The sequence below is a fragment of the Nocardia sp. X0981 genome, from assembly GCF_977089955.1.
Genome location: NZ_OZ372435.1, coordinates 3,245,084 through 3,259,008, shown reverse-complemented (window position 1 = coordinate 3,259,008; position 13,925 = coordinate 3,245,084). Strand labels below are relative to the sequence as shown.

16 protein-coding genes, 1 other RNA gene and 1 pseudogene are annotated in these 13,925 nt (G+C 67.3%); 7 read left to right on the top strand and 11 right to left on the bottom strand.

Features of this window, described 5'->3' with window-relative positions; all coding sequences use genetic code 11:
* Window positions 1-167 precede the first annotated feature (167 nt).
* Together ACYR7D_RS14345 and ACYR7D_RS14340 are read left to right on the top strand one after the other, a co-directional pair.
* Window positions 168-542 carry a hypothetical protein gene (locus ACYR7D_RS14345; RefSeq protein WP_459545081.1) on the top strand — a complete coding sequence of 125 codons (375 nt, stop codon included), beginning with the start codon at window positions 168-170 and terminating at the stop codon, window positions 540-542.
* 316 nt (window positions 543-858) lie between these two features.
* Window positions 859-1,419: a TetR/AcrR family transcriptional regulator gene (locus tag ACYR7D_RS14340; RefSeq protein ID WP_459545080.1), complete on the top strand. Its 561-nt coding sequence runs from the start codon at window positions 859-861 to the stop codon at window positions 1,417-1,419.
* Window positions 1,420-1,459: 40 nt separating this feature from the next.
* Here ACYR7D_RS14340 and ACYR7D_RS14335 read toward each other — a convergent pair whose 3' ends face one another.
* From ACYR7D_RS14335 to ACYR7D_RS14325, 3 genes are all read right to left on the bottom strand, one after another.
* Window positions 1,460-2,581, bottom strand: a complete 1,122-nt coding sequence (locus ACYR7D_RS14335; protein WP_459545079.1) for an alpha/beta hydrolase — start codon at window positions 2,579-2,581, stop codon at window positions 1,460-1,462.
* 18 nt (window positions 2,582-2,599) lie between these two features.
* Window positions 2,600-2,782: a hypothetical protein gene (locus ACYR7D_RS14330; RefSeq protein WP_459545078.1), complete on the bottom strand. Its 183-nt coding sequence runs from the start codon at window positions 2,780-2,782 to the stop codon at window positions 2,600-2,602.
* Between the two features lie 233 nt (window positions 2,783-3,015).
* Window positions 3,016-3,651 carry a TetR/AcrR family transcriptional regulator gene (locus ACYR7D_RS14325; RefSeq protein ID WP_459545077.1) on the bottom strand — a complete coding sequence of 212 codons (636 nt, stop codon included), beginning with the start codon at window positions 3,649-3,651 and terminating at the stop codon, window positions 3,016-3,018.
* A 73-nt stretch (window positions 3,652-3,724) separates the two neighbouring features.
* Between ACYR7D_RS14325 and ACYR7D_RS14320 the strand changes: the two genes are divergently transcribed.
* On the top strand, window positions 3,725-4,930 hold the full coding sequence (locus tag ACYR7D_RS14320) for a cytochrome P450 (RefSeq protein WP_459545076.1): 1,206 nt from the start codon (window positions 3,725-3,727) through the stop codon (window positions 4,928-4,930).
* Here ACYR7D_RS14320 and ACYR7D_RS14315 read toward each other — a convergent pair.
* Window positions 4,913-5,359, bottom strand: a pseudogene (locus ACYR7D_RS14315) (Tn3 family transposase); the annotation flags it as partial. The gene ACYR7D_RS14320 and the pseudogene ACYR7D_RS14315 overlap by 18 nt on opposite strands.
* A gap of 78 nt (window positions 5,360-5,437) precedes the next feature.
* Window positions 5,438-5,852, bottom strand: an RNA gene (gene rnpB, locus ACYR7D_RS14310) — RNase P RNA component class A.
* Window positions 5,853-6,271: 419 nt separating this feature from the next.
* On the opposite strand from rnpB, the gene ACYR7D_RS14305 reads away from it, so the two are divergent.
* Complete coding sequence (locus ACYR7D_RS14305; protein ID WP_459545075.1) at window positions 6,272-7,159, top strand: alpha/beta hydrolase; 888 nt, start codon at window positions 6,272-6,274, stop codon at window positions 7,157-7,159.
* Window positions 7,160-7,248: 89 nt separating this feature from the next.
* On the opposite strand, the gene ACYR7D_RS14300 is transcribed toward ACYR7D_RS14305, so the two are convergent.
* Window positions 7,249-7,695 carry a DUF4870 domain-containing protein gene (locus ACYR7D_RS14300; protein WP_459545074.1) on the bottom strand — a complete coding sequence of 149 codons (447 nt, stop codon included), beginning with the start codon at window positions 7,693-7,695 and terminating at the stop codon, window positions 7,249-7,251.
* Window positions 7,696-7,815: 120 nt separating this feature from the next.
* On the opposite strand from ACYR7D_RS14300, the gene ACYR7D_RS14295 reads away from it, so the two are divergent.
* Both ACYR7D_RS14295 and ACYR7D_RS14290 read left to right on the top strand, forming a co-directional pair.
* Window positions 7,816-8,031 carry a hypothetical protein gene (locus ACYR7D_RS14295; RefSeq protein WP_459545073.1) on the top strand — a complete coding sequence of 72 codons (216 nt, stop codon included), beginning with the start codon at window positions 7,816-7,818 and terminating at the stop codon, window positions 8,029-8,031.
* An 87-nt stretch (window positions 8,032-8,118) separates the two neighbouring features.
* Window positions 8,119-8,871 carry an SDR family oxidoreductase gene (locus ACYR7D_RS14290; protein ID WP_459545072.1) on the top strand — a complete coding sequence of 251 codons (753 nt, stop codon included), beginning with the start codon at window positions 8,119-8,121 and terminating at the stop codon, window positions 8,869-8,871.
* A gap of 50 nt (window positions 8,872-8,921) precedes the next feature.
* Here the strand turns inward: ACYR7D_RS14290 and ACYR7D_RS14285 are convergent, their stop codons facing one another.
* Together ACYR7D_RS14285 and ACYR7D_RS14280 are read right to left on the bottom strand one after the other, a co-directional pair.
* A complete protein-coding gene (locus ACYR7D_RS14285) occupies window positions 8,922-9,701 on the bottom strand; it encodes a DUF899 domain-containing protein (RefSeq protein ID WP_459545071.1) in 780 nt (259 codons plus the stop codon).
* A 114-nt stretch (window positions 9,702-9,815) separates the two neighbouring features.
* Window positions 9,816-10,709, bottom strand: coding sequence for an NADP-dependent oxidoreductase (locus ACYR7D_RS14280; RefSeq protein ID WP_459545070.1), 894 nt, complete (start codon window positions 10,707-10,709; stop codon window positions 9,816-9,818).
* 70 nt (window positions 10,710-10,779) lie between these two features.
* On the opposite strand from ACYR7D_RS14280, the gene ACYR7D_RS14275 reads away from it, so the two are divergent.
* Window positions 10,780-11,391: a TetR/AcrR family transcriptional regulator gene (locus tag ACYR7D_RS14275; protein ID WP_459545069.1), complete on the top strand. Its 612-nt coding sequence runs from the start codon at window positions 10,780-10,782 to the stop codon at window positions 11,389-11,391.
* 395 nt (window positions 11,392-11,786) lie between these two features.
* On the opposite strand, the gene ACYR7D_RS14270 is transcribed toward ACYR7D_RS14275, so the two are convergent.
* The 3 genes from ACYR7D_RS14270 to ACYR7D_RS14260 all read right to left on the bottom strand — a co-directional run bounded on the left by ACYR7D_RS14270 (window position 11,787) and on the right by ACYR7D_RS14260 (window position 13,885).
* Entirely contained in the window at window positions 11,787-12,440 is a 654-nt protein-coding gene (locus ACYR7D_RS14270) for a Uma2 family endonuclease (RefSeq protein WP_459545068.1), read from the bottom strand.
* Window positions 12,441-12,683: 243 nt separating this feature from the next.
* Window positions 12,684-13,172: a hypothetical protein gene (locus ACYR7D_RS14265; RefSeq protein ID WP_459545067.1), complete on the bottom strand. Its 489-nt coding sequence runs from the start codon at window positions 13,170-13,172 to the stop codon at window positions 12,684-12,686.
* Window positions 13,166-13,885 (bottom strand): SDR family oxidoreductase, encoded by a 720-nt coding sequence (locus ACYR7D_RS14260; protein WP_459545066.1) that lies wholly within the window; start codon window positions 13,883-13,885, stop codon window positions 13,166-13,168. Before ACYR7D_RS14260 ends, ACYR7D_RS14265 begins: the two co-directional genes overlap by 7 nt.
* Window positions 13,886-13,925: the final 40 nt, after the last annotated feature.

The window sequence follows — 13,925 nt, the reverse complement described above, 5'->3', positions numbered from 1 at the left end:
TGTCCACTCTCATCTATGACTACCTGCTTCCCATCCTCGGCCCGCAGCAGGCCACCGCGCTGGCGCAGATGCTGGTTATCGGTCCCGGGGCCTGAGCAGCCGCTGGATGAACATCGTCCCCCGCCCTGCGGGGGCCGGTGTCCATCTCGCGGAGTTACCATCCGCCTGTGCACAGACCCTTCACCTTGCTTCCGGTGGCGCTCATCGCCCTCGCACCGGTGGTCGCCGCCTGCGGAAGCGAATCCGGCGCGGCGGAAACAACCCTGACCGCCTCCGTCGCGGTCGACCCCGATACCGCGAAGATCGACCAGGTCAAGGCCGGTTCTTTCGTGATCGGCTTCCGCAGCGCCTTCCCCGGTCTGTCCGAGAGCCGCGATGATGCCGCGATCACCGCGCTCTTCACCGAAACCTGCGCCGATATCCGCGGCGGGAAACCGGAAGGCGAGGTGCTCGACGCGCTCAGAGCGCGTATCGGCAACCAGGTGACCGTCCAGGAAACGCGGACGGTTCACGAAATGATCGCCGTTATGTGCCGGGGGTAACGGCGAGCGCTGTAGCGTTCGGAGAAATTACGGGAGCGGGTGCTCGCCGAATTCGGCCGAACCGTCCGGCCGGTCCGATTTGTCGGCTCCGCTCCGAATAATTCCGCCGGGTCGACCGCCGTCCTCCTCGAGTGACCCGAATAATCCGGTCGCGTAGCGCGCCGCCCACTCCCGGAAGACCGTGGCGGGGCGGCCCGGAACGAAAGCGATTTCCCGGCCGAGCGCCGCGGCGATCTGCTTGGCCGTTCGCCTGCCGGGGCCGTTCTTGGGGGCCGGTCAAGATAGCATCGGGGCCGGTACTAGGTCAGGACTGGAGATGCCTCGCAACAGACGTCCGCAGGATCGGGAAGAGAAGCGCGCGGAGATCGTGGTGGCTGCCCGGCGGTTGTTCGTCGAGGAGGGATACCACGCGGCGTCGATGACGCGGATCGCCCGCGACGCCGGAGTGGTATCGAACACGCTGTACTGGTACTTCCAGGACAAGGACGCGGTATTGATCGCGGTCCTGGATGCGGTCCTGGCCGACTCGATGGCCGCCTACAGCGAAGTGCTGGGCTCGGGGCTGGCCGATCGGCTGTTGTGGCTGGTCGAGGAATTGGAGCAACTGGGGCGATTGGTCAGCACGGTGCACACGCGCGCCGAGGAGTCCGCGTCCATCCGTGAATGGCACGAGCAGTTCCACGCACTGGCCGAGGGATTGTTCCGGGCAGAGCTGATCGAGCTCGGTGTGCCCGCCGATGAAGTTGATTCGCTGGTCACGATCGGCGTTTTCGTTGTCGAGGGCTTGCTGACGCATCCGGGGGATCAGACTCAGCGGCGCGCGGTGATCGAGACGTTGCTCAACAGCGCTCGCAGTCTTGCCGCAGCCGCCGGCTGAGTGTGCCTGGTCTCCCGTACGTCCACGAGCTCGGGGCGCCCTACTGCGTGGTGGGGGCGGTGCAGTCGAATTGTGTCGCCAGAAAATAGAGTTGGTCACGCACGGCGCGTTCGAAGTGCTCGCCCAGGTAGATGTCGAAGTGGTCGCACGGGTAGTTCTGGACGTGCACGTGTGCCAGGCCCTGCGCGTAACGCTTGGTGGTTTTCGCGGGCGCGGCCGCGTCGTTGTCGCAGACACACAGCAGCGTCGGGGTGCGCAAGTGAGCCAGCGCGCGACCGGGCCGATCGAGCGGGAGGCGCAGCACCAGCCGTGCGGCCAGGGCGTTGGCGGCATCGAATTCACCGGCCGGGCCGCGCAGTACACCCCATATGCTGTCGCGACCGACATCGGTCGCGGGTTCTTCCCTACTGTCGTTCTCGGTCAGCTCGATGTTCTTCGACACCTGAGCCCGCACCGAGGGCAGCCGTTTCAACAGCGCGCTGGTGCGCCGCGAGAGCCGGGTCCCCGCGGGCAGGAGGGCGGAAGCGCCGGCGAGGGCATCGGGTGAGGCGACGAACGCGGGCATCCAAGACGTCCCCGCCATCGGCAACAGGATCGGCCTCGCGCCGAACCAGGAACCGACCGTGTCGAGGATGCCGGCCATGGTCAGCGCTACCGCGCTCAGCGGGCCGGTCCGTAGACGCGAGCGCAACGACGCCGGTCCGTCGGTGAAGGGGCACTGGGCCACGACCGCCGCGATACCGCTGTCTTCGGCGGCGACCCGAAGGACATGTCCGCCGCCGAACGAGCTTCCCCACAACGCGATCCGGTCGACATCGACCTCCGGAAGTGTGCGCGCGAAAGCAAGGGCGGCATGCCAATCGGCGCGTTGGCGGCCGATATCGAGGAGCTGGCGCGGCGCTCCGCCGCTGGCGCCGAGGTGACGGTAGTCGAACACCAGCACCGACCACCCCGCCTCGGCGAACCGTTGCGCGTAGGCATCCAGGCGCATCTCCCGCACGGCCCCGAGCCCGTGCCCCATGATCACTATTGGGCACGGGCCGTTCAGCTCGGGTGCGGTGTACAGCCATGCCGCGCACTCATCCTGGCCAGAGGAGAACGAGACCTCACGCCGCCGCACCGTTACCGCCTCGTGCCGATCGGCCGGCCCACTGTTTTCCATGACTCGCGTCCTCCCGCTTCACCACCGCTCTTCTTGGACGCCGTCCAAGAAGAAGATCGCGGTTACGGTAAAGACTTCTTGGACGTCAGTCAAGAAGGCGGCGGCGGGGTCACGGGCTGCGTTCGCGGCAATCCAAGCGACATCGGCGGGGTCGATGAGGCGGTGGTGGTTACTGAAGGGCAGCCCGGCCGGGGCTGCCATGGCCAGAGTGTCGGCGGCCTCGGCACGGTCGGCTCCACGCCTCCGACCGCTGTTCATCAACCGATACGTTCTTGAACACTTGACTTTGATGTTATCGCTGATCAGTGATGTTTACCGGTAGCGCGCGGTATAGGAATCACCCATTGATGAACGCTGCGAGTGGTAGCCCGTGATCTGGGCGGTGGGCGGCTCGGTCCGGTGGGGTCCGGGGCGTCGTGGCTGGCGATACCGAGTTATGGGCGGCAGTTCGGGGTGGAGGTGGTGAAGAGCAGTTGTGCTGCGCGGGTGATGGTGTGGCGGATGTCGGTGATGTTGGCGGGATTGGTGGCCAGGTCGAGCAGGCAGGTGGTCAGGACGTGTCCGAGGACCAGGGCCCGGTCGTGGTCGTCGGTCCAGCCGGGGTCGGCGAGGGCGGCGCGAACCAGTTCGGTGAACAAGGGGCGCCAGACCCTGATGCCGGGGCCGTCGCCGGAGTGCACGGAGTTCATTCCGGCTTGCAGCAGGTTGCGGTCTTCGGCGGCCCAGTCGATGAATTGGGCGAACGCGGCGGCGATCCGGTCGGCGGGCACAGCGGCGGGGTCGGCCGGTAGCCGGGTGAGGCGGTCGAGGGTGTCCAGGGCCCAGTCGGCCATGAGGTGCTGGATCAGGCCGTCCTTGGACCCGAAGTAGCGGTAGACGGTGACCGGGGTGGTGCCGGCCTGGGCGGCGACCTCGCGGATCGTGACGCCCTTGTAGCCGTGCCGGGAGGCCATCGTGCGGGCGACCGCGGCGATCTCGGCGCGGCGCGCGCGTTCGGCGGGACCGAATTCGCGGACCACCCGCAACGAATCGCGGGACTCGCGCAGCAGGGATGCAGTGTCATCGATCACCGGTGAAGGGTACCGCAAAACAATAACACGTTGTATAACACGTTATATTACGTGTGAAAGGACGGTGCCGCCGATGACCACTGCCGATGTGTTCTCTGCCGAGGCATTGCAGGACCCGTATCCGCTGTTCGACCGGTTGCGTGGTGCCGGGGACGTGCATTTCCTGGCTGATCAGCAGGTGTATGTGGTGCTCGGGTTCGATGCGATCCGCACCGTGCTGGCCGACCCGCAGACCTATTCGAGCAATCTGGTCGCGGTACTGTCGGCGGCGTCGGGCTCGGCGACGGTGTCGGTGGCCCAAGCAGGCGGCGGGGTGGATGTGCTGGCGACCGCGGATCCGCCCGCGCATACCGCGCAGCGGGCGCTGGTGATGTCGCGGTTCAGTCCGCGTGCGGTGGCCGAGACGACCGAGCTGATCGATGCTGCGGTCGCCCCGGCGGTGGCCGGGCTGGTCGCCTCCGGCGGCGGTGACTGGATGGCCACGGTCGCCCACCGGGTCCCGGTGCAGGTGATCGGTGAGCTGATCGGGCTCCCACGCGGCGACCATCAGCGGCTCGCCGACTGGTCGGACGCGGCGATCGATCTGGTGTCCGGTGTCGCCAGTCCCGAACGCGCCGGGCAGGCCGCGCTCGCGGTGCTCGAATTCGCCCAGTATCTGGGCGAGCGCCTCGACCAGGCCCGCCCCGGCGCGGACACGGGGGTATTGGGCAGCGTCGCCGCGGCGGTCGCGTTGGGAACTCTGACCCGTGATCAGGGAGCGATGCTGCTGGTGCAGCTGGTCACCGCGGGCGCGGAATCGACTACGAGCCTGCTGGGTACCGCGGTCCGACTGCTGGCCGGCGACCAGCAACTGCAGGCCGCGGTGCGCGCCGAACCGGACCGGGTCGGTGCGCTGGTGGAGGAGGCGGTGCGCATCGAGAGCCCGTTCCGCGGCCATTTCCGCGTCACCACCGCCCCCACCCGGCTGGCCGGAGTCGAACTCGAATCCGGTGCACGGCTGATGCTGATGTGGGGCGCCTCCAACCGCGATCCCCGCGTCTTCGACCACCCCGACCGGGTCGACCTCGACCGTGTCCAGCCGAAACTGCACCACAGCTTCGGCCGCGGCATCCACTTCTGCCTCGGCGCCCACCTCGCCCGCAAGGAAACCACCCAGGCCGTACGCGCACTGCTCGACGCCACCACCACCATCACACCGAACGGCCCCGAACCCACCTACGTCCCCAGCCTGATCGTGCGCCGCCTCGCGCACCTCAACCTGTCACTCACCCCCGCATGACCAGCACAGCGGCCGATACCCGGTCGGCCCCAACTGGGCGAGCTCGGCGTCGATGTCGACCTCGATCGCGCCGAAGAAATTCATGTTCTCGCTGTGCGCCGGACTGATATGCGCCAACACATCGTCATCGATCCGGCGACCGGCTCGGCGCATCTGATCGACAGCGAGCCCGTAATACTCCGTGGTCCACGCGATGACCGCGTTGGTGGCCAGGGTCGAACACCAGGCTTACTCGGTCTGGTCGTCGAGCTGGCGGGCACGGATCATGCCCTCGTGCGCATACAACAGGTCCCGGCGCAGCGTGTGCAGGGATTCGCCCTTGTTGAGCCGGCGGGAGATCTTGCGCCGATAGTCCGGATCCGACAGGTATCGGGCGGCGTAGACAGTGCGCCGCAACGCCCCGTACTCCTTGAGCGCAGTGGCCGGGGTCCGGGCCGGTACAAACGGGTTTTGACCTGCTGTTTCCAACCGGTTGTAACCCGTTCTAATCATGGGACGAATGGGGGGCGGATGAGCCGGCCTCTAAGCCGGATCCTGTGCCCGGTTCGCACCGGGCGGCGGCCATCCATCTGGGCACACCGTCGCCGGGTACCTCGAGCGGTCCACCCGCAGGCTCGGGCGAGCAGCCCTCGAACACCTGCGCAACCGCACCGCGAGGTGCGATCTTCGACCTTGCTCCGGGCGGGGTTTACCGAGCCGCCCCGGTCACCCGGGGCGCTGGTGCGCTCTTACCGCACCGTTTCACCCTTACCGCACGGCCCTCACGGGCCGTGGGCGGTCTGTTTTCTGTGGCACTGTCCCGCGGGTCACCCCGGGTTGCCGTTAGCAACCGCCCTGCTCTGTGGAGTCCGGACTTTCCTCGGCACCGGGCGTGACACCATTCGGTGTCCGTTCCCGGAGCCGCGACCGCCCGGCCGACTCATCCGCCGGAACAGAATACTCGGTACGGATTCCCCGCCACCCCTGCGGCACGGCCGCCGGATGCGCTCACCCGGCCGAGGCCGCGAACAATTCCCGGGCCGGACCCACTCCACCACCGCTGTAGCCGTTCCGGCGACCAGTCCCACTCACCGGTCGGCACGGTGAGCACATCGGTATCGCAGACGGTCGCGCCGATATCGACAGCCGTGTCCGGTTCGGGGCCGGTGCGCAATACGCCGGGTTCGGCCGGCGAAGATCAGGACCTCGTCCCGCCCGGGGCTGTACCCATGGGCTCGCGCTGCTCCGGCGACCGGAGAAGGGGCCGGAAGACTCCCGCTCCGGCACGGTGGCCGGTGCGAGCCCGCCACCTCCACGTCCGGATGAACCACCGGGGCCGGTAATTCGTTACGGTCCATATCCATGGAGCGTGTCGAGGTCGGCTTCCCCTCGGGAGGTCAGAAATGTGCCGGCTGGTTGTACCTACCAGCCGGTCCGCCCAAGCCCCGTCCCATCGTGATCATGGGGCACGGGCTGGGAGCGAACCGGGAAATGGGGCTGGACAGGTTCGCGCGGCGGTTCGCCGCCGCGGGAATGGGGGTACTGGTTTTCGACTACCGGCATTTCGGGGACAGCGACGGCGATCCACGCCAGCTGGTGAACATCGCCCGGCAGCGGGAGGACTGGATCTCCGCCATCGCCTACGCCCGCACGCTGCGAGGATTCGATGCCACCCGGATCGCCCTGTGGGGCACCTCGTTCGGTGGCGGCCACGCGCTGGCGGTGGCCCCGGACGACGCCTATATCGCGGCGGTGGTGGCGCAGGTGCCGTTCATCAACGGGTTCTCGGCCGCGCTGGCGAAGGGACCGGTGAGTATGGCCAAGGTGACCACCCTGGCGGCGGCCGACCTGGTGTTCGGCACGATATTCCGTAAGCCGGTACAGATCCGGCTGGCCGGCCGGAAACATTCGACGGCCATGCTGAGCGGCGCCGATGTCCCGGCGGGATTCGGCCGGCTGGCCGAGGAGAGCACCACCTACCGGCCGAAGGTGCCCGCGCGCGCCGCCTTACCGATCCTGTTCGACCGTCCGGCGCGGCAGGTGAAGGAACTGAAGATGCCGGTGCTGTACGCACTGTGCGACAGCGATTCGGTCACCCCGGTGAAACCCGCGCTGCGCGCCGCCGAACGCACCAAACACGCGGTGGTCAAACGTTATCCCGCAGGACACTTCGATATCTATTTCGACGAGGTCTTCGAACAGGCCGTCTACGACCAGACCGAATTCCTCACCTCGGTGCTGCGTCCCTGACGTGCCGCGGCGGGCACCGGTACGACTGCGCCGATCCGGTACCGCCACCCCGCCGGGCCGGCCGCTCACGAGGGCCGGCCCGGCTTCCGCTATTTCACGAACGCGATCGTGAACGGATACTTGTGTTCCCGGCCGTTGTTGGCCGCGATACCACCCAGGACCGCCAAAACGATGCCCGCGATCCACAGGATCGGGAACAGCAGCAGCCCGATCAGCACGATCATCAGCACCGCGGACACCACATAGCCGATGGACAGCATGATGTGGAAGTTCAATGATTCCACCGCGTGCCGGCGCACGAACTCGTCGCGGTCCTTGTACATGACCCAGATGATGAGCGGCGCCACGAACCCCAGCACGATCCCGCCGAAATGCGCCAGCATGGCCCAGGTCTTGGCATCGGAGGGCGAAACCGGTGGCTGCGGGGCACCGTAGGGCGCCGGCGGCATCCCGTGCGGTGGCGGGGCACCGTAATTCGGCTGCGACGGATAGGGCTGTCCCGGAGACGAGCCGTACGGGGGCTGAGGAGTGGTCATCACATTCCAAACTCGCTGGTGATCGGTATTTTTCGAGCATAGAGCGCGAACCGCTGCCCAGGGAGTGCAAAAATCCCACACCAAGGTGAATTGCGAGCCGACGAGAGGGTGGAGCGACTCGTGGAACAGGCCACCGTGTACCGCTGGAACATTCGCAACGGCACAGGTGTGCTGTCCCGGCCCGATGGCTCGCTCGCCTGGTTCCATCTGTCCAGCGTGGTGCGGCCCGACGTGCTGACTCTGCGGGAGGGGGACACGGTGGACGCCGAAATCGAGAACATTCCCCAGGGGCAGTACACCGCCCGGGCGATCTCGGTGCGACGGCACGCACCGTAACGGGCACCCGACCACCCCTCGCTCCGCGCGTCCCTACGTTGTTAGATGGCGTAAGAACAATCGACCACACGAGAGGATGTCGGACTCATGGCCGAGAGGATCGCAGTAGTCTCCGGTGCCGCCCGCGGAATCGGAGCGGCCATCGCCAAGCGGCTGGCCTCGGACGGGATGGGGGTCGGGGTGCTCGACCTCGACGAATCCGCGTGCGCCGAGACCGTCTCGGCGATCACCGACGCCGGAGGGAAAGCGATCGCGCTCGGCGCGGACGTCAGCAAGGAGGACTCGGTGAACGCCGCGGTGGAGCGGCTGGCCGCCGAACTCGGCGAGCCGACCGTGGTGGTCAACAACGCGGGCGTGCTGCGCGACAACCTGCTGTTCAAGATGAGCGTCGACGACTGGGACACGGTGCTGGGCGTCCATCTGCGCGGCGCCTTCCTGCTCACCCGGGCCGCCCAGAAGTACATGGTCGAGCAGAAGTGGGGTCGTATCGTCAATATGTCCAGCACGTCGGCGCTGGGCAACCGCGGCCAGGCGAACTACTCGGCGGCGAAGGCCGGTATGCAGGGTTTCACCAAAACACTGGCCTTCGAACTGGGTAAGTACGGGGTTACCGCCAACGCGATCGCGCCCGGTTTCATCGTCACCGATATGACCGCGGCGACGGCCGCGCGGGTCGGCGTGGACTTCGAGGATTTCCAGAAGGGCGCCGCGGCCCAGATCCCGGTGCAGCGGGTCGGCTACCCGGAGGATATCGCGCATACCGCGTCGTTCCTGGTGAGCGAGGGCGCCGGATTCGTCTCGGGTCAGGTGATCTACGTGGCGGGCGGCCCGCGCGACTGAGCGCCGCGGCGGTGGGCGGGTCACCGACCCACCCACGCGCCGCTGGCGCGTCAGTGGTGGGGGCCGTGCCGTCCGAGAGTCTGCACGGGGGTCGCGCCGGGGCGGGTCCACTGCGGTACAGGACGGCTGGTCGGGCCCCACGTGGCGTTGCCGTTCGCGTCCGAACGCCAGTACCAGCACGCATCGCGCCCCTCGGGCCATCCTTCGGGATTGTCCTCCCACGCCTCGCCGCGGCCGTAGGGCGTCATATCGAGCAAGGCGAAGGAACCGCTGACCGGCTCGATACCGCGGCCCGTCGTGGAGTAGGTGAGGAACACGCGGTCACCGTCGCGCAAGAAACAGGTGAGGTAACCCATGCTGCCGCCGACCGGCTCGTCCAGGCCGCGCACCGAGTACCACGGCTGGGTGTAGCCCATGAAGTCGACGTAGGCGGCCACCTCGTCCCAGCGGCCGGTGGTGAGGACGGCGAAAGAGACACCGCGGGCGTTGAGGTAGACGGCGTCCCCGCAGTGCCAGGCCACGGTGGTGCAGCCTTCGCACTGCCCCTGATGCGGGGCGTCGTCGTGCCACATGTGCTTGTAGACCATGAGTTCCTCGCGGCCCTGGAACAAGCTCAGGAACGGGACCGGGCCGTCGGGGCCGACCACTTCGACCGCCGGATCGAACTCCACCATCGGCAGCCGGCGGCGGGCCGCGGCGAGGGCGTCACCTTCGCGGGTGTGGGCCTTCTCGCGGACCAGCAGCTCGTCCCGGGCGATCTGCCAGGTGGCCATATCGACGAGAGGCGGGCGGCCGGGCAGAGCGGTGGCCGGCTCGTGCGGTGCGGTCATGGTGTCCTCCGTAGTGTGTCGTGCGGGGCAGCGTCGTACTACGTCCTACGACGGTCATGAGAACAGACGCCCGAACCGGCCGGAACTCATCGCGGCACACGGCGCGGTAACGGTTCAGATCACCACTACCCGGCGCCCGCGGGTGTGACCGGCCCGGCTGTCGATATGCGCCGCCGCGGTCTCGGCGAGCGGATAGGACTTCTCCACCGGGATGTGGAGCTTTCCGCGCGAGACGAGGCGGGCGGCTTCGGTGAGTGCTTCCGGCATGCTCCCGGCCACGCCGGAGAATCGGACGCCGTGTTCCGAGGCATCGGGATCGGCGATGGTGATCACTTTCCGCGGGTCGCCGGTCAGTTCGACGAGTTCGCGGAGCACGCCCGAACCGGCCAGATCGAGAGCCGCGTCGACCCGGCCGAGCTGCCGTACCCGCGCGAGCCAGCCGTCACCGTAGGTGGTGGCGGTGGCGCCCAGGCTGCGCAGATAGTCCTGGTTCGCGGCCCTGGCCGTGCCGATCACCGTGATACCGCGGTCGCGGGCGATCTGCAGCACCGCCGATCCGACTCCTCCGGACGCACCGTTGACCAGCAACGTCTGCCCGGGTCGCACACCGACCTCGCCGATGATGCGCAGCGCGGTCTCCATGACGGATGGGTACCCGGCCGCCTCTTCGAAGGTCAGGCCCTCGGGCATACGAGCCCAGGCCGACAGCACGGCGAACTCGGCACAGGTGCTCGAGCCGGCGCCGAACACGTGCTCGCCGGCCTCGACCCCCACGACGCCCGCCCCGACCTCGTCCACCACCCCGGCGGCGTCCTGCCCGACTCCGGCGGGCAGCTCGATCGGCCGGACCTGCCGCATCTGACCTTCTCGGATTCTCCAGTCGACGGGATTCACACCAGCCGCCCGTACGGCGATGCGTATCTGCCCGGGACCGGCGTGGGGTTCCTCGGCGTCCATCAGTCGCAGCACGTCCGGACCGCCGAACTCGGCGAAGCTCACTTTCCGCATACCGGCGACCGTAACACTAACGGTTAGCCTTTTGAAGCAGTTACATTTTTGTGTTTGCTAGCATTTCGGGATGATCGAGCCGTCCGGGCGCCGGGAGCGCAAAAAGGCCGCGACCCGCCAGAAGATCGCCGATACCGCCCTGCGGCTCTTCCTGGAACGCGGATACGAGGCGGTGGGCATCCGGGACGTGGCCGCCGAGGCCGATGTGGCTGTCACCACGCTTTTCTCCCACTTCCCCTCGAAAGAGGCCCTGGTATTCGAGCGCGACGACCACTTCGAACAACGCCTCACCCGGGCCGTCACCGACCGGGCCCCGCACGAACCGCTCATCCCCGCGCTACGCCGCGAAGTCCATGCCATGGTGCGGCATTGCGCGTCCGAGGCCGCCGCCCCGATCTGGCGCATGATCGACGAATGCCCCGCCCTGCGGGAATACGAGGAAGCCATGCGGCTGCGCCATGCCGAATCCCTGGCGACAGCCATCGCCACCGAGCTCGACCTGGCGCAGCCCACCACGGCCTGCCGGGCGATCGCGAGGTTCGTGAGCGACGCCTATTCACTGGCGCGCGAGGCGGCCGACCCGGAGGCCGCGGTGGACGAGACCTTCCGGATGATCGAAGCAGCCTGGGAGGTCGTCCAGCCTTCTCGGGGTACGCGTCGAACAGCCGCGGCTGCTCGCTGAAAGTCCTGTTCGACGGCGGCACCTGCTTTTCCGGCGCCCCCTCGGGCCATGCGAACAAGACCGCTCGGCTCGGCGACCGGCCCACCGCGCGGTCGGTCCGGCCGGACACCCCGGCCGGCCCCTCTTCGGAAGCTTTCTCCACCACCTGCGCGGAGGCCGCGGAATGGGATGGGACGTGCGGCGCCGACGTGAGTGGCGAGACGCCGGTCGTTCGAGGGCGATTCGCAGTCCACCAACGCACGAAACCGGTCCAGCATGTCCCGGAGCTTGGAGGCAGCAGCATCGATCGCGTCGTTGTAGTTGCGCATCCGCCGATCTTCCTCTGCGCGCGAGCAGCGCGGCCCCTCCCGGTCCGGCGTTCACAATCGGCATGTTCGTTGTGTGCCGGAGTGCGATCAGAACTCCAATTCGGACCAGGGGATGGTGATGGGGAACGGGTGGTTGATCGTGATCGACCCCGTATCGGACGGCGACCAAGCGCCCGCCAAGATGTAGTTGGCGCGATGCAGCACTGTGATGCCGGGTTCGGGGGGATTCACATTGGATACGAGGGTGTAAGCGTGGATATGAGCGATCTCGCTGCGCTGAGTTGCCAGGGTTACCTCCCAATACCAAGGGATCCCGGCTTTCGCGTAGCGGGCTTTCTTCAACTCCATATCGGCATCCGAATTGGAGGGCGAGAGGACTTCGCCCACCAGAACGACTCGATCGGAGCGCACATACCGGTATGGTTCGCGCATGCATCGGTAGACCATGAAGTCCGGGGTGACGAAGTCCGACATCCCGGTTCGTCCGAAGAATACATTGGTCTCGGTGCTCACCCGCCAGCATTGCTCGGGATCGGCCGACATCGCCGTACGCGCGCATCGCCGCAAACCACTCCAGAGCAGATTGGTGAACTCCTGGTGCTCATGAGGACCGCGCCGCAACCACACCACTCGACCGTCCCAGAGTTCGATGCGTTCGGCGATCTCCTCGGGTAAGGCCGCGAGCTCCTCCCAGGTCATGTACTCCGGGAGTTCGGGGTGCTGTACATCCGGCCGCGACATGGTGCCCATGGTAGCCCAAGCAGAACTCCTACCTGCGGGTTTATCAAGACCAGGGCTCGATGAACGTCCCGATGACCCGCACTTCGATCTGCTCGCCTGCGCCTGCGGCCGGCCCAGCGATCACCGACGACGCCTGGCGGGCAGATGGCACCCCCATGCTGGAAACAATGCGCCGCCGGCTGCGGCGCCTGGTCCGATCGGCGCTACCGGCGGGGTCGCGGTTTCCCGGGAGGTGGTTCGTGCTCAGTGGCCGTCGGGTCGTATCCAGCGGCGTAGGGCGTCGATAGTGGTTTCGGGCGAGAGGTTGAAGCAGAAGCGGATTCCGGGAGCGATATCGGTGAGGGTGTTGATCAGGCGTTCGAACAGCAGCGTGTGTTCGGGGGCCATGCGGACACCCGCTCCTATCATGGCGACACGGAAAGTTCTGTCCGCCACGCATTCGCGCAGTTTCTCCTCGGCCGCATCGAGTTCGGTGGGAAGCTGACAGGAGACGATGTCGAATCCGGCATCGCGTAGCGCGGCTTCGCCCGCCTGGATCCGCGCGGTGAGAGTGGCCTCGTCGATATGCGGGTACCGGCTGTAGTCCAGGGCGCTGGGATGCAATCCGATGGACAGCACCGTCGACGTGCCCACATTCTGCTGTTCCATTGTGTCCTCCGCTGCGATGGTGATCATGAACAAGACCAGGGAGACAACCACTGCCGCCGCCGCGATCGCTCCGGCCTTCACCACGGGATCTCTCCCTTGCGGTCGAAGAACCCGCCCGTGGGCCCGTCTGCGGCGATGGTAGCCAGATGCACTATCGCGTCGGTGCCCTCGGCGACGGTTTGGAAGCCGGTGTGGCCGTTGAGGTCCGTCGCGGTGTAACCCGGATCCACCGCGTTGATCCGGATATCCGGCAGCGCGCTCGCGTACACGGCGGTGAGCATGTTCAACGCGGCTTTGCTCGCAGGGTAACCCAGTGTCGGGGTTACCAGGTCTTTCCAGCGGGGATCGGTAAGGGTGGCGATCGATCCCATACCGCTGGAGACCATGACGATGCGTGGACGCGTGGATGCTCGCAGCAGCGGCAAGAAGGCGCGGGTAACCCGGACCGCCCCGAAAACGTTGGTGTCGAAAACGCCTCGCAGATCGTCGGGAGAGGTATCGGCCGGAGGGGTTCCGGGGTCCGCCGCACCAGCATTGTTGATCAGTACGTCGAGTCGTCCTGCCCGCGCCCGGACCAGGTCGGCGGCCGCGGTGACGGACTCGTCCGAGGTCACGTCCAACGGGACGAACCATGCCTGCCGGCCTTCGGCGGCCAGCTCCGCGACCGCCGCGGTACCACGCGCGGTATCGCGCGCGGCGAGGAATACCTCCCATCCCAGGTCGGTCAGACGTCGTACGGTCTCGCGACCCAGGCCCTTGTTCGCCCCGGTCACCAGGGCGATCGTCGATCTTGTCACGTCTCGTAGCGTCACACCGGGCGGCCGCCGTCTCCAGGGC

Coding starts and splice junctions, on each gene's coding strand:
- ACYR7D_RS14340 (WP_459545080.1), top strand. CDS start 859: ATGCCTCGCAACAGACGTCCGCAGGATCGGGAAGAGAAGCGCGCGGAG.
- ACYR7D_RS14335 (WP_459545079.1), bottom strand. CDS start 2,581: ATGGAAAACAGTGGGCCGGCCGATCGGCACGAGGCGGTAACGGTGCGG.
- ACYR7D_RS14330 (WP_459545078.1), bottom strand. CDS start 2,782: ATGGCAGCCCCGGCCGGGCTGCCCTTCAGTAACCACCACCGCCTCATC.
- ACYR7D_RS14320 (WP_459545076.1), top strand. CDS start 3,725: ATGACCACTGCCGATGTGTTCTCTGCCGAGGCATTGCAGGACCCGTAT.
- ACYR7D_RS14305 (WP_459545075.1), top strand. CDS start 6,272: ATGGAGCGTGTCGAGGTCGGCTTCCCCTCGGGAGGTCAGAAATGTGCC.
- ACYR7D_RS14300 (WP_459545074.1), bottom strand. CDS start 7,695: ATGACCACTCCTCAGCCCCCGTACGGCTCGTCTCCGGGACAGCCCTAT.
- ACYR7D_RS14290 (WP_459545072.1), top strand. CDS start 8,119: ATGGCCGAGAGGATCGCAGTAGTCTCCGGTGCCGCCCGCGGAATCGGA.
- ACYR7D_RS14285 (WP_459545071.1), bottom strand. CDS start 9,701: ATGACCGCACCGCACGAGCCGGCCACCGCTCTGCCCGGCCGCCCGCCT.
- ACYR7D_RS14280 (WP_459545070.1), bottom strand. CDS start 10,709: ATGCGGAAAGTGAGCTTCGCCGAGTTCGGCGGTCCGGACGTGCTGCGA.
- ACYR7D_RS14275 (WP_459545069.1), top strand. CDS start 10,780: ATGATCGAGCCGTCCGGGCGCCGGGAGCGCAAAAAGGCCGCGACCCGC.
- ACYR7D_RS14270 (WP_459545068.1), bottom strand. CDS start 12,440: ATGTCGCGGCCGGATGTACAGCACCCCGAACTCCCGGAGTACATGACC.